This window comes from Caballeronia sp. AZ7_KS35 (assembly GCF_023631045.1).
Taxonomy (GTDB): Bacteria; Pseudomonadota; Gammaproteobacteria; order Burkholderiales; family Burkholderiaceae; genus Caballeronia; species Caballeronia zhejiangensis.
In genome coordinates, this window is the sequence record NZ_JALQDV010000036.1 from 40316 (window position 1) to 62657 (window position 22342).

The 22342-nt window shown below is 65.6% G+C and carries 18 protein-coding genes and 1 pseudogene; 7 read left to right on the forward strand and 12 right to left on the reverse strand.

Annotated elements, in window-relative coordinates; genetic code table 11:
• The first annotated feature begins 112 nt into the window (after nucleotides 1-112).
• Both ispH and hpnH read left to right on the forward strand, forming a co-directional pair.
• Complete coding sequence (gene ispH / locus NCT05_RS22160) at nucleotides 113-1075, forward strand: 4-hydroxy-3-methylbut-2-enyl diphosphate reductase (protein WP_008354283.1); 963 nt, start codon at nucleotides 113-115, stop codon at nucleotides 1073-1075.
• Between the two features lie 13 nt (nucleotides 1076-1088).
• Nucleotides 1089-2243 (forward strand): adenosyl-hopene transferase HpnH, encoded by a 1155-nt coding sequence (gene hpnH, locus NCT05_RS22165; protein WP_008354282.1) that lies wholly within the window; start codon nucleotides 1089-1091, stop codon nucleotides 2241-2243.
• Between the two features lie 66 nt (nucleotides 2244-2309).
• Here hpnH and NCT05_RS22170 read toward each other — a convergent pair.
• The 3 genes and pseudogenes from NCT05_RS22170 to NCT05_RS22180 form a co-directional block, all read right to left on the reverse strand.
• Nucleotides 2310-2468 (reverse strand): annotated as a pseudogene (locus NCT05_RS22170) (PIN domain-containing protein); the annotation flags it as partial.
• A 95-nt stretch (nucleotides 2469-2563) separates the two neighbouring features.
• The gene (locus NCT05_RS22175; protein ID WP_008354281.1) at nucleotides 2564-2758 is read right to left on the reverse strand and encodes a YbdD/YjiX family protein; all 195 of its coding nucleotides are present in this window, start codon (nucleotides 2756-2758) and stop codon (nucleotides 2564-2566) included.
• A gap of 11 nt (nucleotides 2759-2769) precedes the next feature.
• Complete coding sequence (locus NCT05_RS22180; RefSeq protein ID WP_250503176.1) at nucleotides 2770-4854, reverse strand: carbon starvation CstA family protein; 2085 nt, start codon at nucleotides 4852-4854, stop codon at nucleotides 2770-2772.
• A 195-nt stretch (nucleotides 4855-5049) separates the two neighbouring features.
• Between NCT05_RS22180 and NCT05_RS22185 the strand changes: the two genes are divergently transcribed.
• Together NCT05_RS22185 and NCT05_RS22190 are read left to right on the forward strand one after the other, a co-directional pair.
• The gene (locus NCT05_RS22185) at nucleotides 5050-6477 is read left to right on the forward strand and encodes a cache domain-containing protein (RefSeq protein ID WP_250436190.1); all 1428 of its coding nucleotides are present in this window, start codon (nucleotides 5050-5052) and stop codon (nucleotides 6475-6477) included.
• Nucleotides 6467-7105 (forward strand): response regulator, encoded by a 639-nt coding sequence (locus NCT05_RS22190; protein WP_008354278.1) that lies wholly within the window; start codon nucleotides 6467-6469, stop codon nucleotides 7103-7105. Before NCT05_RS22185 ends, NCT05_RS22190 begins: the two co-directional genes overlap by 11 nt.
• Before the next feature lie 27 nt (nucleotides 7106-7132).
• Here the strand turns inward: NCT05_RS22190 and NCT05_RS22195 are convergent, their stop codons facing one another.
• Nucleotides 7133-7750 carry an MlaC/ttg2D family ABC transporter substrate-binding protein gene (locus NCT05_RS22195; protein WP_175982336.1) on the reverse strand — a complete coding sequence of 206 codons (618 nt, stop codon included), beginning with the start codon at nucleotides 7748-7750 and terminating at the stop codon, nucleotides 7133-7135.
• A 213-nt stretch (nucleotides 7751-7963) separates the two neighbouring features.
• On the opposite strand from NCT05_RS22195, the gene hpnN reads away from it, so the two are divergent.
• Nucleotides 7964-10624 (forward strand): hopanoid transporter HpnN, encoded by a 2661-nt coding sequence (gene hpnN / locus NCT05_RS22200; RefSeq protein ID WP_250457959.1) that lies wholly within the window; start codon nucleotides 7964-7966, stop codon nucleotides 10622-10624.
• Entirely contained in the window at nucleotides 10621-11595 is a 975-nt protein-coding gene (locus NCT05_RS22205; RefSeq protein WP_250503177.1) for an MlaA family lipoprotein, read from the forward strand. Before hpnN ends, NCT05_RS22205 begins: the two co-directional genes overlap by 4 nt.
• 44 nt (nucleotides 11596-11639) lie before the next feature.
• On the opposite strand, the gene NCT05_RS22210 is transcribed toward NCT05_RS22205, so the two are convergent.
• From NCT05_RS22210 to NCT05_RS22245, 8 genes are all read right to left on the reverse strand, one after another.
• Nucleotides 11640-12113, reverse strand: coding sequence for an acyl-CoA thioesterase (locus NCT05_RS22210; protein ID WP_175982339.1), 474 nt, complete (start codon nucleotides 12111-12113; stop codon nucleotides 11640-11642).
• A gap of 128 nt (nucleotides 12114-12241) precedes the next feature.
• On the reverse strand, nucleotides 12242-12898 hold the full coding sequence (locus NCT05_RS22215) for a phosphorylase (RefSeq protein ID WP_239295351.1): 657 nt from the start codon (nucleotides 12896-12898) through the stop codon (nucleotides 12242-12244).
• Nucleotides 12899-12924: 26 nt separating this feature from the next.
• Complete coding sequence (shc, locus tag NCT05_RS22220) at nucleotides 12925-14904, reverse strand: squalene--hopene cyclase (protein WP_008354271.1); 1980 nt, start codon at nucleotides 14902-14904, stop codon at nucleotides 12925-12927.
• The gene (gene hpnE / locus NCT05_RS22225; RefSeq protein ID WP_250503178.1) at nucleotides 14904-16178 is read right to left on the reverse strand and encodes a hydroxysqualene dehydroxylase HpnE; all 1275 of its coding nucleotides are present in this window, start codon (nucleotides 16176-16178) and stop codon (nucleotides 14904-14906) included. Before hpnE ends, shc begins: the two co-directional genes overlap by 1 nt.
• A complete protein-coding gene (gene hpnD, locus NCT05_RS22230; protein WP_250436266.1) occupies nucleotides 16178-17026 on the reverse strand; it encodes a presqualene diphosphate synthase HpnD in 849 nt (282 codons plus the stop codon). Before hpnD ends, hpnE begins: the two co-directional genes overlap by 1 nt.
• Nucleotides 17027-17274: 248 nt before the next feature.
• Nucleotides 17275-18216: a sensor domain-containing diguanylate cyclase gene (locus tag NCT05_RS22235; RefSeq protein WP_008354268.1), complete on the reverse strand. Its 942-nt coding sequence runs from the start codon at nucleotides 18214-18216 to the stop codon at nucleotides 17275-17277.
• Nucleotides 18217-18219: 3 nt separating this feature from the next.
• Nucleotides 18220-18843: a chemotaxis protein CheC gene (locus tag NCT05_RS22240; protein ID WP_008354267.1), complete on the reverse strand. Its 624-nt coding sequence runs from the start codon at nucleotides 18841-18843 to the stop codon at nucleotides 18220-18222.
• Nucleotides 18836-19204 carry a response regulator gene (locus NCT05_RS22245; RefSeq protein ID WP_008354266.1) on the reverse strand — a complete coding sequence of 123 codons (369 nt, stop codon included), beginning with the start codon at nucleotides 19202-19204 and terminating at the stop codon, nucleotides 18836-18838. Before NCT05_RS22245 ends, NCT05_RS22240 begins: the two co-directional genes overlap by 8 nt.
• Nucleotides 19205-19988: 784 nt before the next feature.
• Between NCT05_RS22245 and NCT05_RS22250 the strand changes: the two genes are divergently transcribed.
• Nucleotides 19989-22247: a hybrid sensor histidine kinase/response regulator family protein gene (locus NCT05_RS22250; RefSeq protein ID WP_502801797.1), complete on the forward strand. Its 2259-nt coding sequence runs from the start codon at nucleotides 19989-19991 to the stop codon at nucleotides 22245-22247.
• The last annotated feature ends 95 nt before the right edge of the window (nucleotides 22248-22342 follow it).

Sequence of the window (22342 nt, forward strand, 5' to 3'; positions counted from 1 at the left end):
TTTCCCCGGCCTTCCTGACGCTTCCGAGCGTCGTTCGTGGCCAGGTCTTCGGGAAAGTGCGAGCTTCGCGCCGGCTAACCCGAGACCCGCGCCAGTCGGAGTTCGTTCGAATATGCGTATCATCCTTGCTCAACCCCGCGGCTTTTGTGCGGGCGTGGTCCGTGCGATCGAAATCGTCGATCGGGCCCTCGAACGGCATGGCGCACCGGTTTATGTGCGTCACGAGATCGTTCATAACCGTCATGTGGTCGACAACCTGCGTAGCAAGGGCGCAAAGTTCGTCGAAGAACTCGATGAAGTGCCGCACGGCGCGGTCGCGATTTTCAGCGCGCACGGCGTCGCGCAGAGCGTCGAGAAAGATGCGCGGACGCGCGGGCTCGACGTGCTCGACGCGACCTGCCCGCTCGTCACCAAGGTTCATGTGCAGGGCCGCCAGTATGTATCGCAGGGGCGCACGCTCATTCTGATCGGCCATGCGGGTCATCCGGAAGTCGAAGGCACGATCGGGCAGATTCCCGGCGTCGTCGTGCTGGTGCAGAGTGAAGCCGAAGTCGCGACAATGACGCTCGCGCCCGATACGCCCGTCGCCTATGTCACGCAGACGACGCTTTCCGTGGACGACACGCGCGGCATCATCGATGCCTTGCAGCGCCGCTTCACGGATATCGTCGGCCCGGACACGCGCGACATCTGCTACGCGACTCAGAATCGCCAGGCCGCCGTGCGCGAGCTGAGCACGCAAGTCGATGTGCTGCTCGTGGTCGGCGCCACCAACAGTTCCAATTCGAACCGCCTGCGGGAAATCGGCGCCGAGAGCGGCGTTCCGAGCTATCTCGTCGCGGACGGTTCGGAGATCAAGCCGGAATGGTTTGCCGACGTGCAAACGGTCGGCATCACCGCGGGCGCTTCGGCGCCCGAGGAAATGGTCAAACATGTGATCGATGCCCTGCGCGCGTTCGGACACGTCGAAGTCACGACGATGAACGGCCGCGAGGAAAAGGTCGAATTCAAACTCCCCGCGAAGCTCACTCAGCCGGTCGCCGCCGTTGCGGCAGCCGCGGTTCGCGAAGAATAAGGAGAGGACACAATTGTCTATCCCGATGCTCCAGAAGGCCCGCGTTGGCGCCTATATCTTCAAGCAACACCTGACGGGCACCAAGCGTTACCCGCTCGCGCTGATGCTGGAACCGCTGTTCCGCTGCAATCTCGCCTGTAACGGCTGCGGCAAGATCGACTATCCGGATCCGATCCTGAACCAGCGTCTGTCGCTGCAGGAATGCCTCGAAGCCGTCGACGAATGCGGCGCGCCGGTCGTGTCGATCGCGGGCGGCGAGCCGCTGCTGCACAAGGAAATGCCGCAGATCGTGAAGGGCATCATGGCGCGCAAGAAGTTCGTGTATCTCTGCACGAACGCGCTCCTGATGGAAAAGAAGATGGACGATTACGAGCCGAGCCCGTACTTCGTCTGGTCCGTGCATCTCGACGGCGATCGCGAGGCGCACGATCACTCGGTTTCGCAGCCGGGCACGTACGACAAGGCTGTCGCGGCCATCAAGGAAGCGAAGCGCCGCGGGTTCCGCGTGAACATCAACTGCACGCTGTTCAACGATGCGGAGCCGGAACGCGTCGCGAAGTTCTTCGACACGCTCGGTCCGATCGGCGTGGACGGCATCACGGTTTCGCCGGGCTATGCCTACGAGCGCGCTCCGGATCAGCAGCACTTCCTGAATCGCGAAAAGACGAAGAACCTGTTCCGCGAAATCTTCAAGCGCGGCAACAACGGCAAGAACTGGTCGTTCAGCCAGTCGACGCTGTTCCTCGATTTCCTCGCGGGCAACCAGACGTATCAATGCACGCCGTGGGGCAACCCGGCGCGCACGGTGTTCGGCTGGCAGAAGCCGTGCTATCTGGTCGGCGAAGGTTACGTGAAGACCTTCAAGGAACTGATGGAAACCACCGACTGGGACAAGTACGGCACGGGCAAGTACGAGAAGTGCGCGGACTGCATGGTCCACTGCGGCTTCGAGGCGACCGCCGTGATGGACACGGTGGCGCATCCGCTGAAGGCCGCGAAGATCGCGCTGTCGGGCCCGCGCACGACGGGCGCGTTCGCGAAGGATCTGCCGATCGACAAGCAGCGTCCGGCCGAGTACGTGTTCTCGAAGCACGTCGAGATCAAGCTGGAAGAGATCGGCCGCGCGCAGAAGAACAAGGGCGCCAAGACGGCGGCGGCGGTGAATTGAGCTTCGGTTGAACGGAGCGTGGAAAGGGCGAATGGCTTGGGTCATTCGCCCTTTTTGTTTTCTCTGCTACCGAATCGTCGTGACGTGTTCGTAGCTTCGAATCTGCCGGTCCTTGGTCACCAGCGGAGCGGATAGCGAACGCGCCGTCGCGACTATCATGCGGTCGGCTGGATCGCTATGGAACTCACCGGGAAGCTTGGCCGACGCAAGCGCGATATGACGGTCGATGGGTGCGGACATCGCACCTCGCGCAGCGCCCAAAAAAAACGCGACGGCTCTCACCGTCGCGTTATCTTCAATCACCACCCAGCAGCATCAACTCAGCAGCACTTCCCCGCTCCCGACCCGTACCTCGCCTCCTGCCGCTCGCGGAAGAACTCCGCGTAGCTCATCACCGGCTTGTCGGGATGCGTCGTCTGCATGTGCGTGACATACGCGTCGTAATCGGGCATCCCGACCATCAGACGCATCGTCTGGCCGAGATACCGTCCTGCCTGCCGAAGATCGCTGAACATCGCTCGACTCCTTAGTGGCCCGCGCGCACCGCGGTGGAAGCGCCGGAAGGCATCGCTTCGAACGGCGTTTCGCGCACGGTCGGCTTCGCTTCGCGACGCGCCCGCAGCACGGCCAGCACGCCATATACCGCGATGCTCAACACCACGAAGATGAACAGGCCGGCAAGCGCCGCATCGACGTAATCGTTGAAGATGATGCGCTGCATTTCCGCGAGCGACTTCGCCGGCGCCATCACCTTGCCCGCGTCGTAGGCGTCCTTCAGCTTGCCGGCGTGCGCGAGGAAGCCGACCTTCGGATTCGCATCGAAAATCTTCTGCCAGCCGGCCGTCAACGTGCAGATGAGCAGCCACGCAGTCGGCACGAGCGTGACCCACGCATAGCGTTCGCGCTTCATCTTGAACAGCACCACGGTGCCGAGCATCAGCGCGATGCCCGCGAGCATCTGATTCGAGATGCCGAAGAGCGGCCACAGCGTGTTGATGCCGCCGAACGGATCGACCACGCCCTGATACAGGAAGTAGCCCCACGCGGCGACGCACAGGCCCGTCGCGACGAGGTTGGCCGGCAGCGATTCCGTGCGGCGCAGCGCCGGGTGGAACGTGCCGAGCAAGTCTTGCAGCATGAAGCGGCCGGCGCGCGTGCCCGCATCGACGGCGGTGAGGATGAACAGCGCCTCGAACAGAATGGCGAAGTGATACCAGAACGCCATCATCGCCGGGCCGCCGATCACCTGATGAAGAATGTGCGCCATGCCGACCGCGAGCGTCGGCGCGCCGCCGGCACGCGCGACGATGGTCGTCTCGCCGACCGCCTTCGCCGTCGACGTCAGCATGTCGGGCGTCAGCACGAAGCCCCAGCCCGAGACGGTCTGCGCGACCGCTTCGGGCGTCGAGCCGAGCAGCGCGGCCGGGCTGTTCATCGCGAAGTAGACGCCCGGTTCGATCACGCACGCGGCGACGAGCGCCATGATCGCGACGAACGATTCCATCAGCATCGCGCCGTAGCCGATGAAGCGCATGTTGACTTCGTTGTCGATCATCTTGGGCGTCGTGCCCGACGAGATCAGCGCGTGGAAGCCCGACACCGCGCCGCATGCGATCGTGATGAAGAGGAACGGGAACAGATTGCCCGACCACACGGGACCCGTGCCATCGACGAACTTCGTGAAGGCCGGCATCTTCAGTTCGGGCGCGACGATGAGAATCCCGATCGCGAGGCCGAGGATCGTGCCGATCTTGAGGAACGTCGACAGATAATCGCGCGGCGCGAGCAGCAGCCATACCGGCAGCACCGACGCCACGAAACCGTAGCCGATCAGAATCCACACGAGCTGCACGCCGGTGAACGTGAAGTACGGCGCGAGCGTCGCGGATTCGGCGACTTGTCCGCCGTACACGATCGCGAGCATCAGACCGACGAAGCCGATGATCGACACCTCGCCGATGCGTCCCGGGCGAATGTAGCGCGTATAGACACCCATGAAGAGCGCGATCGGAATCGTCGCGGCAACCGTGAACGTGCCCCACGGCGAATTCGTCAGCGCCTTCACGACGATCAGCGCGAGCACCGCGAGAATGATCACCATGATGAGGAACGCGCCGAACAGCGCGATCACGCCGGGCACGGTGCCGAGTTCCATCTTGATGAGATCGCCGAGCGAGCGGCCATCGCGGCGCGTCGAGATGAACAGGACGACGAAGTCCTGCACCGCGCCCGCGAACACCACGCCCGCGAGAATCCACAGCATGCCGGGCGTGTAGCCCATCTGCGCCGCCAGCACCGGGCCGACGAGCGGACCCGCGCCCGCGATCGCCGCGAAGTGATGGCCGAACAGCACGTACTTGTTGGTCGGCACGTAGTCGAGACCGTCGTTGTGACGAACGGCCGGCGTCATGCGCAGGCCGTCGAGCTGCAGCACTTTCGTCGCGATGAAGCGTGAGTAGAAGCGGTAAGCGATGAGATAGACGCAGACCGCCGCGATGACGATCCATAGTGCGCTGATCCGCTCGCTGTGCGCGAGCGCGATGGTGCCGAATGCGAACGCGCCCAGTAGCGCGAGCGCGATCCAGACCAGGAATCCGGAAGCCCGATTCATGGCGTCTCCTTAGTTATTGACCCTTCCGGGCCGATGATTGCGCCGTGATAGCGCATTGGGCGGTAGTATTCGCTTTCGCCCGGGCGCTTACAAGCGCATAACTACTTATGCGCGCTACGTGGCTTCACGTAGCGGAAAACCCTGTGTTTCCAGCAAGCGGCGCGCCGCGGCTTCGAATGTGAACACCCTGTATCGATGAATCTCAAGGCAAAGATCTTCCTGCTCGCGATCGTGCCGTTCGCGCTTGCGATCGGCGGCATCACCTACGGCGTGCGCCAGCAGGCGCAAGCGCTCGCAGCAGCGCAGCACGACACGACGCAGGCCGCGTACCTGTCGAGCAAGGAGATCGAACTGCGCCATTACGTCGAGATTGCGACGAGCGCGATCGCGCCTTATTACGACGCACCCGCCGACGATCCGCGCAGCGACGACGAACGCCGCCGCCTCGCGCTCGATGCGCTTCAACGTCTCGACTTCGGGCAGGACGGCTACTTTTTCGTCTACACGATGCGCGGCACGTCGCTGATGCATCCGCGCCAGCCGGATCTCGTCGGACGCGATCTCTGGCTCATGCGCGATCCGAACGGCGCGCTGACCATCCAGGAGCTGATTCAACAGGCGTCGAAAGGCGGCGGCTATGTGCGCTACGTGTGGCGACGTCCGTCGACCGGACTGATCGCGCCGAAGCTCGGCTATGTCGTGCCGCTCGAACGCTGGGGCTGGATGATGGGCACGGGCATCTATCTGGAAGATGTCGAGACGACGCTCGCGCGCATCGATTCGCAAGCAGCCGGGAATATCCGCCGCACGCTCATGTGGATCGGCGCGATCGCGCTTTTCGGGCTCGCGATCATCGCGGTGTGCGGCGCGGTGCTCAACATCAGCGAGCACCGCAGCGCGGACGCGAAGTTGAAGCGCCTCGCGCGGCAAGTCGTCGATTCGCAGGAACAGGAACGCGCGCGGCTATCGCGCGAATTGCACGACGGCATCAGCCAGATGCTCGTCTCCGTGAAGCTGCTGCTCGAATCGGCGCTGGCGCGTTTCGAACGGAGCGCGGCGCGCGAACCGACCGCCGAAGCCGCGCTCGCGACGAGCCTCGGACGCCTTTCCGGCACGCTGCGCGAAGTGCGCCGCATCTCGCACGCGCTGCGTCCCGCGATGCTCGACGATCTCGGCCTCGCCGCCGCGCTCGAACAGCTCGCGCGCGAATTCGACGGACAGGACGGCCCCGAAGTGCGCTTCGAAGCGACCGCCGAGGGCAAGCCTTGTGCACCGCAACGCGCGACGCTGCCCGATCCCGTCAATACCGTGCTCTTCCGCATCGCGCAGGAAGCGCTGACCAACGTCGCGCGGCACGCGCAGGCTTCGCGCGCGGCGGTCACGCTCGATATCGCGACGCACGCCGTCACGCTCGACATCACCGACAACGGCCGCGGCTTCGACGCGCACGACGCGTTTTCCGATCCGGCGAGCGGCATCGGCCTGCGCAACATGCGCGAGCGGCTCGACACGCTCGGCGGCACGCTCGCGATCGACTCGCAGCCGGGCCGCACGTCGATCGTGGCGCGCGTACCGCTGCCGCTCGCCGCACCGAATCTTCAAGGACATACCGATGAGCGCTGAAATCGCCCGCATCATTCTGGTCGACGACCATCCGCTCGTGCGCGACGGCTTGCGCGCGCGGCTCGACTCCGTGCCGCATCTGCGCGTGATCGGCGAGGCCGGCAACGCGAAGGAAGCGCTCGCGCTCGCCGCCGACGAAGCGAATCCGCCCGATCTCGCGCTAATGGACGTCGGCATGGCCGGCATGAGCGGAATCGAACTCGCGGCGCTGTTCCACGAGCGGCATCCGGGTATCCGCGTGCTGATGCTGTCGATGCACGACAACGTGGAATACGTGAAGCAGGCGGTGCGCGCGGGCGCGAGCGGCTACGTGCTGAAGGATTCGCCCGCCGCCGAGATCATTCAGGCGATCGGCGCGGTGCTCGCCGGCAAGACGTTTTTCAGCGCCGGGCTGGCCGCGCGCATGATCCAGGCACAGTCGATGCAGACGCCGCTCGAACGCCTGACGCCGCGCGAACTCGACATTCTGGATGCGCTCGCCGAAGGCTTATCGAGCAAGCAGATTGCGCAGCAGCATGGGCTGTCGGTGCGGACGGTGGAAACGCATCGACAGAACATGAAGCGCAAACTGGATATCGACGGACAGGCCGAACTCATCAAATTCGCGGTGGAGCACCGCCGCACCTGAATCCCGGCCCGGCCTGACAGAGAGCGATCAGCCCGCGGAACGGGCGTTATGCTCGGAAAGGAACTTGATGAGACCGTCGACGCCGCCCTTTTGCAGCTGACCGACGAATTGTTGCTGATAGACCTGGATGAGCCATGCGCCCATCATGTCGATGTCGTAGATTTTCCAGCCCTGCGGTGTCTTCTGCAGGCGATAGCGCACCGGATTGTCGCCGCCCGTGGAAATGACATGTGATTCGACGACGGTGTCCTTCGCGTTGGCGTCGACGTTGGGCGCGTCGAACTTGAAGGTCACGTCCTGATCGCGGAGCTGCGCGAGCGATGCCGCGTAGGTGCGGACCAGCAGCGTCTGGAACTGGTCGTAAAGCTGCTTCTGCTGCTCGGGCGTGGCGGTCGCCCACGCCTTGCCGACCGCGATGCGCGTCGTGCGCTGGAAGTCGGTGGCGGGCAGGAAACGCGTCTCGACGAGTTGCGTGATCTTCGCCATGTCGCCGCCGCGCGCTTGCGGGTCGGCCTTCATGGCCTTGACCGTGCCTTCGACGGCATTCTTGACGACGGCATCGGGACTCGTTTGTGCGAATGCCTCGCCTGTGAAAGACATCGAGGCAAGGAGGAAAGCGAAGCAAATAGACAGATAGCGTTTCATGGCACCCGTTCTCTAATCAGGTTTGGTGGCGCGGGTAGTGCGGCCTTCGGACGTTGCAGGAGCGGCCAGGCGGCTGCGAGTCAGTATATCGACACCTTGCCAGCGTAACAGTTCAAGGACGGACCGTTCAGTGCGCCCGGTATACTTGCGCGGCATCATGCGATTCACGCGCTCGCGCGCGCAAAAATAACAGGCACTCCAGGTAACGTCTTCATGCTGACGTCCAACATTACTCGCTTCGTCACCCTCGCCATTCGCCGGCCGGCGTGGATTATCGCCGTTTCGCTGCTGCTCGGCGTGCTGTCCACGATTTATGTCGTCCATCACTTCAAGATCAGCACCGACGTCAGCCAACTGATCGAGACGGAGCCGGAGTGGGCCGCGCGCAGCAAGGCCATCGAGGAAGCGTTTCCGCAGCGCGGCGCGGCATTGCTGATCGTCGTTCAGGCGCCCGCGCAGGAATTCGCCGATGCCGCCGCAAGCGCGCTCGCCGCCGCGCTCGCGAAAGAGCCGGAGCGCTTCAGGTCGGTGTCGCAACCGGCGGGCGGCGAGTTCTTCGAGCACAACGGACTGCTTTATCTCCCGACGGAGGAGGTCGAGCAGGTCACGAAACAGCTCGTGCAGGCGCGTCCGCTCATCAATACGCTCGCGCACGACCCGACGCTCACCGGCCTCGCGCAGACGCTCAACACCACGCTCAACCTGCCGCTGACGCTCGGACAGGTCAATCTCGGCCAGATGGCCGGCTTGCTCGGCAAGAGCGCGACCGTGCTCGATCGCGTGCTGGCGAATCAGCCGGCGGCGTTCTCATGGCGCGGCCTCGCGGATTCGTCGCCGAACGATGCGCCCGGGCGCGCGTTTGTCACCGTGTTGCCGGAGTTGAACTTCAACGCGCTGAAGGCGGCGGCGGGCACCTCGGAAGAGATTCGCGCGAAGGCGGCGGAACTCGGCATCGACAAGAAGTACGGCGCGACGCTGCATCTGACGGGCGCGCAGCCGCTCGCCGACGAAGAGTTCGCGTCCGTGCAGGACGGCGCCGTGCTCAACGGCGTGCTGACCTTCCTCGTCGTGCTGATGATCCTCTGGGTCGCGCTGCGTTCCAAGCGCATGATCCTCGCGGTGTTCATCACCCTCTTCGTCGGGCTCGCGATCACGGCGGCGCTCGGACTCATGATGGTCCACGCGCTCAACATGATCTCGGTCGCGTTCATGGTGCTCTTCGTCGGACTCGGCGTGGACTTCGGCATCCAGTTCGGCGTGAAGTATCGCGAAGAGCGCTACAAGCACAAGCGGCTCGATGTGTCGCTCGCGGAAACCGCGCGCCATGTCGCGGTGCCGCTCACGCTCGCCGCCGCCGCGACCGCCGCGAGCTTCTTCTCGTTTCTGCCGACCGCGTATCGCGGCGTGTCGGAGCTGGGGCTGATCGCGGGCGTCGGCATGTTCGTCGCGTATGCCACCAACATGACGCTGCTGCCCGCGCTCATCAAGGTGTTCGCGCCGCCGGGCGAAGCGCAATCGCCGGGCTTTCCGATTCTTGCGCCCGTCGACGAGTTCCTCGACAGGCATCGCAAGCCGGTGCTGATTGGCACGCTCGTCATCGTGATCGGCGCGCTGCCGCTGCTCTTCAATCTGCGATTCGACTTCAATCCGCTGCATCTGAAGGATCCGCACACCGAGTCGATGGCGACGCTCATCTCGCTGCAGGACTCGCCGGAAGGCGCGGTGAACGACGTCGCCGTGCTCGCGCCCTCGCTCGCCGATGCGGATGCCATCGCCGCGAAGCTGAAGAAGCTGCCGGAAGTCGGCAGCGCCACGACGCTCTCGTCGCTCATTCCCGGCGATCAGCCGAAGAAGCTCGAACTGATCAAGGCCGCCGCCGATCAGCTTTTGCCCGCGCTCGATCAGCAGACGGCCTCGCCCGTGACGGACGCCGTGCGCGTGGCGGCGTTGAAGCGCGTATCGAGCCAGCTCTCGCTCGCCGCCGACGAGCATCCCGGTCCGGGCGATAAGGAAGCGAAGCATCTGTCCGAAACGCTCGCGAAGCTGGCGCAAGCCGACGCCGCGACGCGCGATCGCGCCGAGCATGCGATGGCCGAGCCGCTGCGTATCGCGCTCGCGCAATTGCGCGCGCTGCTCACGCCGGCGGAGATCACGCGCGAAACGCTGCCGCCGCACATGGTCGCGTCGTTCGTGACGCCGAACGGCCAGGCGCTCGTCGATGTCGCGCCGAAGATTCCGCCTGGCGTCGATCCCAACGACGACGCGCTGCTCGCGCACTTCGCCGATGCCGTGCAGAAAGCCGAGCCGAACGCGATCGGCGGGCCGATCTCCGTGCGTCATTCGGCGGAAACGATCATCAAAGCGTTCGAGCAGGCGGCGCTCTATTCGCTGATCGCGATCGCGGTGCTGCTGTGGATCGCGCTGCGCCGTTTTGGCGACGTTCTGAGAACTTTGGTACCGTTGCTCGTTTCCGCGATCGTCACGCTGGAATTGTGCGTCGTCTTCAGGATGCCGCTCAACTTCGCGAACATCATCGCGTTGCCGCTCATGCTGGGCGTCGGCGTCGCCTTCAAGATCTATTTCGTGATGGCGTGGCGTTCCGGCCAGACCCGGCTGCTTCAGTCCAGTCTCACGCATGCCGTTATGTTCAGTGCGGCCACGACCGCGACCGCATTCGGCAGCCTGTGGTTTTCCCATCATCCGGGCACGTCCAGCATGGGACGGCTGCTGGCGCTGTCGCTCTTTTGCACGCTGATCGGCGCGGTGGTCTTTCAGCCGGTATTGATGGGCAAGCCGCGCAAGGTGCGCGCGGCGGCGCGCGCGAAGCTCAGGGCGGCGCAACGACATGACAACCTAAGAGGAATTGAAGAATGAAGTCGGGATCGACGGCTTTGACCGCTCGTGCTGTGCGTAAATTGGGCTTGAGTCTCGCGATTGTGGGCGCGCTCGCGACGACGGGATGCGCGACCGGCACGGATCGCAATCCGAAGGATCCGCTCGAACCGATGAACCGCAAGATCTTCACGTTCAACGACACGCTCGATACCTATGTCGCCAAGCCGGTCGCGCAGTTCTACGTCGATTACACGCCGAGCCCGTTCCGCACGGCCGTCAGCAACTTCTTCTCGAATCTCGGCGATTTCTCCAACTTCGCGAACAACCTGCTGCAGTTGAAGATCACCGATGCGACGCAAGATCTGATGCGTATCGCGATGAACTCGGTATTCGGCATCGGCGGTCTGATCGATATCGCATCGCCGGCGGGTCTGCCGAAGCATCATCAGGATTTCGGGCTGACGCTCGGGCACTACGGCATGCCATCGGGACCGTATTTGGTGCTGCCGCTGCTCGGCCCGAGCTCGTTCCGCGACTCGACGACGTGGCTCGTCGACTGGCGCGTGAATCCGTTGAGCTATTCCGATGCGGAGATTCGCTGGCCGCTCTTCGGCCTGAACTTCGTGAGCGCGCGGGCCGACCTGATCGGCGCGACCGATCTGCTTTCCGCTGCCGCCCTCGACAAATACGCGTTCGTGCGCGACGCGTATACGCAGCGGCGTCAGTATTTGCTGACGGGCGGCGGCGCGAGCTCGCTGCCCGACTACGGCGACGAAGGCGCATCGGCGCCCGAAGGCGCGAGCGCGCCGGGCGAAACCGGCGGCGGCAGCACGGAGCAAGGCTTGCCGACGTATGTGGATCCGGGCGCGGCGGCATCGCCGGCCGGTGGCGTCGGCGGGAAATCGCCTGCGCCGGAAGAGAACGCGCCGAAGACTCAGCCGTCGCCGAGTTCGAGCAAGGCGCAGGGATTGCCGCAGTACGACGATCCCGCAGCGCAGCCTGCGAAGTGACGAGCTCGTAAAACGAAACGGGCGCTTCGGCGCCCGTTTTCTCTTTAATGTGCGGCTTCTTCCGCGACTTCTTCGAGCAAGTCGTCGCCCGACACTTTCGGCGCTTCGACGACGCCCTGATCGCGGCGATAGGCTTCGAACAATTCATCCGCGTAGCGAATTTGCGTCCGGCCGTGCGGCGCGGGCTCGCCCTGTTCGTTCAGATTGACGAACACCATCTTCTCGACGGTCAGAATGCTTTTTCGCGTGATCTTGTTGCGCACTTCGGCGCGCAGTGTGATCGACGTGCGGCCGAATTGCGTCGCGGTGATGCCGAGTTCGATGATGTCGCCCTGCCGCGCCGAGCTCACGAAGTTGATTTCCGACATGAACTTGGTCACGACGCGCTGATTGCCCAGCTGCGAGATGGCGTAGATCGCGGCTTCTTCGTCGATCCAGCGCAACAGGCTGCCGCCGAAGAGCGTGCCGTTCGGGTTCAGGTCTTCGGGCTTGACCCATTTACGGGTGTGGAAATTCATTTGCGGTACCTCGCTTTCATTGCTGCGCGCGTCGCGGAGTTCCTGTAGACGCGCGCTCGATCAGGGTTTTCCCTGATTATACCGAGATGAGGGTTAACCCGCAGAAAGCAAGGGATGAGACCAAAGCGCTATGCCACCACCAACGCCCGCGCCGATTCCATCGCGTGCCGCGCCTGCACGAGCGTCGCGCGGGCGGCGCGGGCATCGGATGCAAGGCGCAGAAGCGCGCCCAACTGCGCCGGATCGCGGACCAATTCGCGCAAAATCGGACCGATCGCCGTCGTGCCGTCATCGCGCAAACCGGCCGTCGCGGCGGTCGGCAACGTTCGCCACGCGGGATCGACCACGGCGCGGCACACTGCGAACGGCAAGCCGCGCGCCGTCGCGATGGCCCCGGCGATATGCGATTCCATATCGACGGCCAGCGCGCCCGTCGACGAATGCAGCGAGCGCTTTTCCGCCTCGGTCTTGACGGGCGCCGTGACGCCAGCCGTCTTGCCGCGCCGCGTGACGCGCTCGACGGGCGTGCCCGCGAACGCATCGACGATGCGCGCCGACCACGCCGCATCGGTATGCAGCTCGCCGAAAGGACCGCACACGCTGTCGGCGACGATCAGCGCGCCCGGCTTCAGATCCGGTGCGAGCCCGCCCGCCGTGCCGAAGCTGACGATTCCCGAACAGCCGCGCGTGAGCGCATCGGACAGCGCGCGCTCGAGCAGATCGGCGCGCGCCGCGAATACGACATCGACGCCGCGTCCGCGCACGATCTTCGCCTCGAACGCCATGCCGGTCACGGCGACGACGGGCGCGTTCACATCGCCGCCGTCACGCGCGTGAGCCCGTCGCGCGTCAGATTGCGATAGCGCGCGAGCGCCCACAGCGGGAAGAACTTGCGATAGCCGTGGTATCGCAGATAGAACACGCGCGGAAAACCGGTCGCGGTGAAGCGCGTTTCATCCCACAGGCCGTGCTTTTGCTGCGTCTTCAGCAGATAGCCGACGCCGCGCGCGACCGCCGGATGCTCGACGAGACCGGCCGCCATCAGCCCGAGCAGCGCCCACGCCGTCTGCGACGCGGTGCTCGGCGCCTGCTCATAACCGCGATAGTCGAGCTTGTAGCTGTCGCCGTCCTCGCCCCAGCCGCCGTCGTCGTTCTGGATGCCGATGAGCCAGTCCGCCGCGCGCTTCATGCGCGTGTCCGTGGGCGCGACGCCCGCCGCGTTCAGCGCGGACATCGCCGACCAGGTGCCGTAGATGAAATTCATGCCCCAGCGCCCGTACCAGCTTCCGTCGCGCTCCTGATCTCGCACGATGTACTCGAACGCGCGACGCGCCGGCTCGCTGTTCAACGACGTCTCGCCGAGTTGCGCGAGCATCGACAGGCAGCGCGCGGAAACGTCGACGGTCGGCGGATCGAGCAGCGCGCCGTGATCCGAGAACGGGATGTTGTTCAGGTAAAACTGCGTGTTTTCGGGCTCGAACGCGCCCCAGCCGCCGTCGCTGCTCTGCATGCCGACGACCCATTCACGCGCGCGCGCAATCGACTCGCCGTACAGCGCCGTGCCGTTTTCGCGATCGGCGCGTTCCATCGCCATCGCGACGACGGCGGTGTCGTCGACATCCGGATAGTGCGGGTTCGCGAACTGGAACGCCCAGCCGCCGGGCCGCACGTCCGGGCGGCGCGAAACCCAGTCGCCGCGCACGTCGAGAATCTGCAGCGGCACCAGCCAGTCGAGGCCGCGCCGGACCGCCGCGCGCGCCTTCGGCACGCCGGTTTCGAGCAGCGCGTGCGCCGCGAGCGACGTGTCCCACACCGGCGACAGACACGGCTGGCAATACGCTTCGCCGTCGTCGGCCGGGTCGATGACGAGCAGCTTGTCGAGCGACTTGCGCGCGATCGCGCGGTTCGGATGCTCGGGCGGATAGCCGAGCACGTCGTACATCATCACCGAGTTGGCCATCGCCGGGAAAATCGCGCCGAGGCCGTCCTCGCCGTTCAGCCGCTCGTCGACGAAACGCACGGCTTCATCGATCGCGCGTTCGCGGCCGGCTTTCGGCAGAAGCGGATCGGCGACGCGCAGAATCGAATCGACCACGCGGAAAAAGGCGAACCAGCCGCGGCTCTGGTGCCCGGCGCGCGACGGCATCCCGGTATTGACCGGCGGGTTCGTGAACACTTCGTCGATACGCACGCCGCGCGGATTGCGGGCGCGCGGGCGCTTGGCGTTGAGCACGAGCATCGGCACGATCACCGTGCGCGCCCAGTACGACACCTTCGACAGATGGAACGGGAACCACATCGGCAGACGCATGATCTCGACGGGCATCATCGGCACCGCGCGCCACGACACGACGCCGAACAGCGCGAGCAGGATACGGGTGAACACGTTCACTTTCTCCGCGCCGCCCGCGGCGAGGATTGCTGCGCGGGCGCGCTCCATGTGCGGTGCGTCGGGCGAATCGCCGATCATCTTCAGCGCGAAATACGCCTTCACGGTCGCGGAGACATCCATCGCGCCGTCGGTGAAAAGCGGCCAGCCGCCGTCCTCGCGCTGAATGCGGCGCAGATAGCGGCCGATCTTCGCTTCGAGCTTTTCGTCGGCGGTCTCGCCGAGATAGTGGACGAGCAGCACGTATTCGGCGGGAATCGTTGCGTCCGCTTCGAGTTCGTAGAGCCAGTAGCCTTCCGGATGTTGCGCCGCGAGCAGCGCATCGGTGGCGTGGTTGACGGCGGCGTCGAGCGGCGCGCCCGAAACCTGCGCGCCCACGGCCGAAAGGGATAAATCGTTCATCAGCGTTCCATCGATTGATTCAACAGCGCATCCGCGGCCTTCTGGCCGGAGCGGATCGCGCCTTCGATCGTCGCGGGCAGGCCGGTCGCCGTCCAGTCGCCCGCGAGCGTGAAATTGCGCCAGCGGGTGCGCGTGGCGGCCCGCAAGCCTTCCTGCGCCGGCACGGCGGCAAACGTCGCATGTTCATCGACGACGACTTGCCAGGGCGGCGTCGGCACGGCGGGCATCCGCACGGCCTTCGCCGCTTCGCGCCAGACCGCCTGCGCGAGCTCTTCGCGCGGCGTCGCGAGCCATTGGCCGGCGCTCGACAGCGTGACCGAGAGCCGTCCGTCGGCCGCGAAAAGCCGGTCCGACATGCCGTTGACGAGACACGTCAGCGGCTCGAAGCCCACGGGTGCATCGACGGCAAAATGCACGGTGACGATCGCGCGCGATGCGTCCGGCGCGCTCAAACCCGGCACGAGGCGCCGGGCCCCATCGGGCGGCACGGCGAGCACCACGCCGTCGCCGGGCGCGAGCGTCAGCGGGTCTGCGCCGTCGAAAGCGAGCGAGCTTACACGCTCCGTCGAATCCGTGCCGGATACCCCGACGGCCGCGACGCGCGAGCCGAGCCGGATCTCCGCGCCGCCGTACTGCAAGAGCCGCAGCGCGGGCTCGACGAACGCGTGCGACAACCCGCTTCTCGCGATGAGCGGACGGCACGCCTGGCCGCCTTGCGCGACGGTTTCGCGCAGCAGGCCGGCCGCGAGTTCCGCGCTCGCCTCGGACGGATCGGCGTTGAGCATCGCGCGCAAGAGCGGGCGCGCGAGCAGGTTCCATACGCGATCCTTGCGCCGCACGCATTCTTCGACCGTGCGGCCCGGTTTCGCCCACAGGAGCGGCAGAAACGGCAGGTAGTCGGCCGGCTGCGTGCCGGGCACGCGCGCGTCGGCATCGAAGATCCAGCGCGGCAGGCGTCCGGACGACATGCGGATCGTCCACGCGTCGCCGCTCGCGACATCGAAAAAAGGATAGTCGGGCTGCGTCGGGCCGATCAGCGTATCGGTTGCGCCGATCGCGCGCAGGTACGCCATCGTCGATTGGTAGCCCGAAAGCAGCAGATGATTGCCGTTGTCGAGCGTGACGCCGAGCTTCGTATCGAAGAAAGAGCGGCAGCGTCCGCCCGCGTGAGGCGCGGCGTCGAGCAGCACGACGCGCGCGCCGCGCCGTTGCGCCTCGACCGCGGCGGCAAGACCGGCGATGCCCGCTCCGACGACGAAAACCCGCCGGGACATCAGATCAGATTGCGCGCCACGATCCACAGCAGGCGCGAGCGCGGCGTCCGCACGCGCGTGCGCGGCAGGTCGAAACCGCGTTTGAGATTGGCGTCGAGCACGGTGCGATACGCCGCCGACATGATGCGCGGCGCGCGCACCTGCGATCGCGGCGAAGCCGCCATGATCGCGTCGGACTGCGCGTAGTGGCCCTTCGCGCGCTCGGCCAGCACGGCGCACACGCGCGGCAGGCGTGCGTCGCCGACGATGCTCGCCGGATCGCTCGTCGAAATGCCTTCGCGCGCGAGCAACTCGCGCGGCAGATACACGCGGCCGATTTCGGCGTCTTCGTCGATGTCGCGCAGGATGTTGGTGAGTTGCAGCGCGCGCCCGAGATGATGCGCGAGCCGTCGGCCGGCGTCCTCGTGCATCCCGAAGATCCTCACCGACAGCCGGCCGACGGCGCTCGCCACGCGGTCGCAATAGAGGTCGAGCGTGGCTTCGTCGGGTGCGACGATATCGCCGGCGGCGTCCATCGCCATGCCGTCGATCACGGCGTGGAAGTCGTCGCGGGAAAGCCGGAAAGCCTGGATGTGCTGCGTGAGCGCTTCGAGCGATTTCTTCGGCGCGCCGGCGTAGCACGCATCGATGTCCTCGCGCCACTGGTCGAGCGCGAGCGCGCGCTCGCGGCGCGGCAGCGTGCCTTCGTCGGCGATGTCGTCGACCGCGCGGCAGAACGCGTAAATCTGGTACATCGCGTCGCGCTGCGCAGCCGGAAGGATACGCATCGCGAGATAAAACGAGCTTCCCGACGACGTTTTCGCGGCGTCGGGGGCAGGATCGTCAGCGATGATGTTGGAAACGGCCAAGACGAACTCCGCTGTGGCGCCCCCACGGGCAAATTAAGAGATCGGGCGCCGGACCCGACGCGGCCCGGCGCGCGCGGAACCACCTGGCGCTGAGCGGGACGATCAAGGAAGAAAGCCGGCGCGAGCCGGCTGCGACTGCGCCGGAAGCGGCAAAGAGTATATCAATACTTTGCCCGATTGCGCCGGAGCCGCGCGGGACATGGCGCGGCGCATCGGGCGCGGTTTCAGGGGCGGATTCAGGCGCGTTTTCAGGCAAATCCCACCGAGCGATTGCGCCCTTCGCGCTTGGCCGTGTAAAGCGCCGCATCCGCCTCGTTGATGAGCGCTTCGTACGACGACGTCACGCCGGTACGCGCACGCGCCACGCCGACGCTCGCCGTCACGGGCACGCGCGCGTTCTGCACGTCGACGGGCGTCTCGCCGATCTCCCTCCGCACTTTCTCCGCGACGATCATCGCGTCGTCGAAATTCGTGCACGGCAAGAGCAGCGCGAATTCCTCGCCGCCAAAACGCCCGAACACGTCCTGGACGCGCACGGCCTTGGCGACGCGCTCGGCCATCACGCGCAGGACCGTATCGCCGACGAGGTGGCCGCGATCGTCGTTGATGCGTTTGAAATGGTCGAGATCGAAGAGCAGCATCGACAGTTCGCCGCCGTAGCGATGCCAGCGCTGGAATTCGTCGCGCAATCGCAGCTCGAAATAGCGCCGGTTCGCGATGCCGGTCAAGCCGTCGCGGTCCGCGAATTCCTGCAGTTTCGCGACGGCTTCGTCCCGGGCGCGCTGCATCATGCTCGCGTGCGTCACGTCGGAAATCGTCACGCAGACGGCGCGCACGTCGCCCTCCAGCGTGAGCGGCATGAACGTGCAGTCCTGCTGCATGTAATCGACGCCGCCGGTGATCGGCCGGTCGTGGTCGAACTTGAAGAGATACGGGCGCTGCTCCCACGAACTGAACGCGAAGCTGCCGAGCTGGAACACGCTTTCGACCTTGCGCGTGAACCACACGCGCGGCAGTTCCGGAAAGCTCGCGAAAATCGATTTGCCGATCACTTGCTCGGCCGTCTTGCCGCTGTGGTCCTGCATGAAGCGGTTCCACATCAGCACGTTGAGGTCGCGATCGAGCACGAAGATGCCGAATCCGACACGCTCGATCACCAGCTCGCTCAGCAGATGGCGCAGGTCTTCCATTCGTCAGAGGCTCGACAGCAGCGCATCGAGCGCTTCGCTCAGATGCGCGATCGCGTCCTCGGCCATCAGCATCACGAGATGCGCGCGAAAACTGTGGTCTTCGAGCGCGAAATTCACTTCGAGCAGGAGCGCCGTCTTCCACGCGAGCATCGCGGGCTGAAAGACCTCGTCGAGCCCGATGTCCGAGCCGAGCATGCCGGGCGGCGAAAAAATCGGCGAACGGCCGAGGCGGTCGAGAATGCACGACACGCACGCGCCCATCAGCACCGTCGCGATATCGAAGACGAGCTCGGTGCGCGTCGTCGTCGTGTACGTGGACTTCGTGTAGGGATCGTCGACGAGCGCGCACAGCTGATCGACGCTGCCGCTCTTGCAGAGCACGATCGCCTCGCCCTTGATGTCCGAGCGGAAGCCCTGGCGCACGGCGGTAACGGTATCGGTGATGCCGGTCATCTCCGAAAGCGCCGCGGATGCCTCCGCCACGCTCACGACGCGCACGCGCGGCACCGACAGCTCGATGAACGTGCCGAGCAGCTTCGAAAGACGCGTCGCGGCCTGGCCCATCGCCATGTTGGCCACTTCCTGCAGCGCGTCGCGCTGATCTTCGTTGAGGGCGGTTTCAAGCATGGAGACCGTACTCCTTCAATACGGGGCGCAGCGCTTCGGGCGTCACCGGCTTCGGCAGGAAGGCGATCGCGCCGAGCGCGCGTACGCGTTCCTGGGCCATCGGCTGCACATCGGCGGATACCACAATCACGAACGTATTCAGATCTTCGTGCTGCAAGGCGTCGAGAACCTGATAGCCCGTCATGTCGGGCATCGTCAGATCGAGGAACATCACCGAGGCGCGGCCGGCCCGATAGTGCTCGAGCGCCTCGCGCCCGTTGGTCGCGTAGGAGATCTCGACGTCCCAGTCCGGGGGCAGCGCGCGCGTCAGCACCTTGCGCGCGAGCAGTGAATCATCGGCAATGACAATCGGCAACGGCATGGTCGGCAGGATCTTTTAGGCTGTTTTCGGGCGGAGAACGGTCGTGTCGACGGACACGGCGGGCTCTCGTATGGATTACGGCATCCGCGCAGCGATCTTTATAGCGATGTTCACGGAAGAACCGGCGTGAGCCCTTGGGCCCGGCGGGAATGCGGGCGCTGTCGGTGATGCAGGTCGGCGGCGATGAGCCAGGCGCGTCGCCTGTCGACGTCGGCGCGCCACGCGGCGGGCGGGCGCTGTGTAATCAGCGCGCGCCCAGTGCGCGATGGATGCTGGCTCTCGATCGGCGTCATGTTGCCTGCCCCGTGCGTGATCCGGAGATTCCGGACCTTGGCCTTTTTCTCCTCGCTCGGTCGCGCTGCCTGCCCGCATCTGCCGGGCAAGCGGTACTTCGCCCCGACGCGCGCCGGGAGGCTGCTTGTATTCCCCGGCCGACGCTCTCAGCGGCGTTTCGGATCGGAGGATTGCATTGTCTGATTATCAGAATGTCAAAGCAACTCGATGAGGCGCCAAGCGAGAATTAATATGATGAAATAAGGTTCGATACGGGTGAATTCTGCTCGATGCGTTCCGATGCGCTGTCAGTCATGCTTTTGTGTACGTTTGCGCTTCCAAGAATCTCGCTAACTGCGCGCCGCGTGCAAGCTTCGTTCGACGGCCGGGAAGGCTGAATCGCGCCGATCCGGCATGCTTCGTGCGTCCTAGTTGCGGTTGCACCGTCCACGCCCGCCACCGCGTACGAAAGGTACGGGCCATGAGTAAGTTTTCCAATTCGCTGCCAAAAATGACGCTGCAACGTGAGGAGTCCGACGCCGTTCCCGCCGCGCAGTCGTGGCAGGAGGAACCGCCTTTTCCGGTGGTGCCCGAGCGCAACTTCGCCGCGCAGCGCCTGACGCTCTATGCGTTGCTGGTCGCGGCGGTCGTGCTGCCGTGCGTGTACGTCGCCATCACCGCATACACCGATTACCACGCGCGCGTCGCCGACGCCTCCGATCTGGTCGCGCGCAACGCCCGCGTCGCGGAAGAACACGCGCTGAAAGTCTTCGATCTGAACGTGACGCTCAACGAGCGCATCGTCGATCTGCTCGACGGCCTCGACGCCGGCGCGATCCGCCGAGAAAGCGCCACGATCCATCAGCGCCTCACGGCGATCAGCGGCTCCTATCAGCAAGTTGCGGCGGCATCCGTGTTCGGCGCCGACGGCAAGCTGCTCGCGACGAGCCGCATCTGGCCGACGCCCGACATCTCCGTTGCCGAGCGCGACGATTTCGGCGGCCTGCGCGCCGGCCAGAGCCAGCGGATTTCGCGCGTGATGGTCGGCCGCGTCGCCGGCGAGCAGGTGTTCAACACGGCCATCGCGCGGCGCACGCCGGCGGGCGCGTTCGACGGCATGGTGACGATCGCGCTGCGCCCATCGTATTTCAGCGCGTTCTATCGCGAGCTGATCGGCGATAACCCGAGCGTGTCGCTCGGTCTGACGCGCGCGGACGGCGAAGTGCTCGCGTGGTATCCGCCGCGCCCGGCCGATCGCATGGCGCTCGCGGCCAGCTCGCCGCTGCGCGAGGCGTACCGCGCGGGCGGCCGAAGCGGCGTCGTCAGGATGGTTTCGGGGCTGGACGATCAGCTGAAGATCGTCGCGTTCCGGCGCGTCGGCGGGTATCCGGCCTATGTATCGAGCGGCTATCCGATCGCGACGATCTGGTCGGCATGGTGGAAGCATCTGAGCGTGCTCGCGCTCTCGATCTTCGCGCCGTGCGTCGTGCTGTGGGGCGTAATCGCGCAGTCGTTGCGGCGCCTCGCGACCGAAGAGGAAGCGTGGGAGCGCTGGCAGGCCGAAGCGTCGATGCGCCGCTCGATCGAATCGGCGTATCGGCAGGCGCGCAAGATGGAGGCGCTCGGCAATCTCGTCGGCAGCGTAGCGCACGACTTCAACAATCTGCTGATGATCGTCTCGACCAACGTGCAGATCGCGCGGCGGCGCGGCGCGCCCGGCCTCGATCGCGAACTCACGGCGATGGAACGCGCGCTGAAAAGCGGCCAGTCGCTCACGCGGCAACTGCTCGGCGTCGCGCGCAAGCAGCCGTTGCGCAGCGAGATCATCGCGATCGGCAAATGGGTGCCGGCGGGGCGCGAGTTGCTGCGCGCATCGCTCGGTGCGAAGGTGGCGCTCAGCGTCGAAGTCGCGCCGGAGGTGTGGGCGATCCGCGTCGATCCGGCGGAACTGGAGCTCGCGCTCATCAACGTCGCGGTGAACGCGCGCGACGCGATGCCCAACGGCGGCACCTTCACCGTGCGCGCCGGCAACGTGCGCTTTCGCCACGAGGACGGCTTTCCGATCACCGGCGAATTCGTGCAGATCACGCTCGAAGACAACGGCTTCGGCATGAGCGCCGAAGTGCTCGGGCGCGCGTTCGAACCGCTTTTCACGACCAAGCCGAAAGGCATGGGCACGGGCCTCGGCCTGCCGCAGGTGTTCGCGTTCTGCGAGCGCGCGGGCGGGCTCGCGACCATCGACAGCGCGATCGGCGCGGGCACCGCCGTGCGTCTGTACCTGCCGCGCGCGACGGCGGCGGCGCCCGGCGCGGCCGCGAAGCACGAACAGGCGGCGTCGCAGGAAGCGGACGGCTTGCGCGTGCTGCTCGTCGAGGACAACGAGGAAGTCGCCGCCGGCACCGAAGCGCTGCTCACGATGATGGGCCACCACGTCACCTACCTCTTCAACGCCGATGCCGCCGCCACGATGCTCGAAGCCGCGCGCGCCGACGCATCGGCCGGTTTTCCGTTCGATGTCGTGCTCTCCGACATTCACATGCCGGGGCAGATGAACGGCATCGATCTCGCCGAAATGATGCAGCGCTTTCACCCGCGCATTCCGGTGATTCTCGTCACGGGTTACGCGGAAGAGCTCGACCGCGCGCGGCAGGTCGGCGCGCGCGTGCTGTCGAAGCCGTTCGACATCGCGCTGCTCGACGCGCTCCTGCGCGCGATCCGCGACGGCGCGACGCCTTCCGATCTGCGCGCGGCGCGTTCGGTCGATCGCTGAACCGCCCGCGCTGCAATCGACTTTTGCACGCGCGTTTGTAAAAGCGCCGGCTCCTTTTCCCGCGCCGTGCCGCTCGCGCCGGTTCACGCGCATCC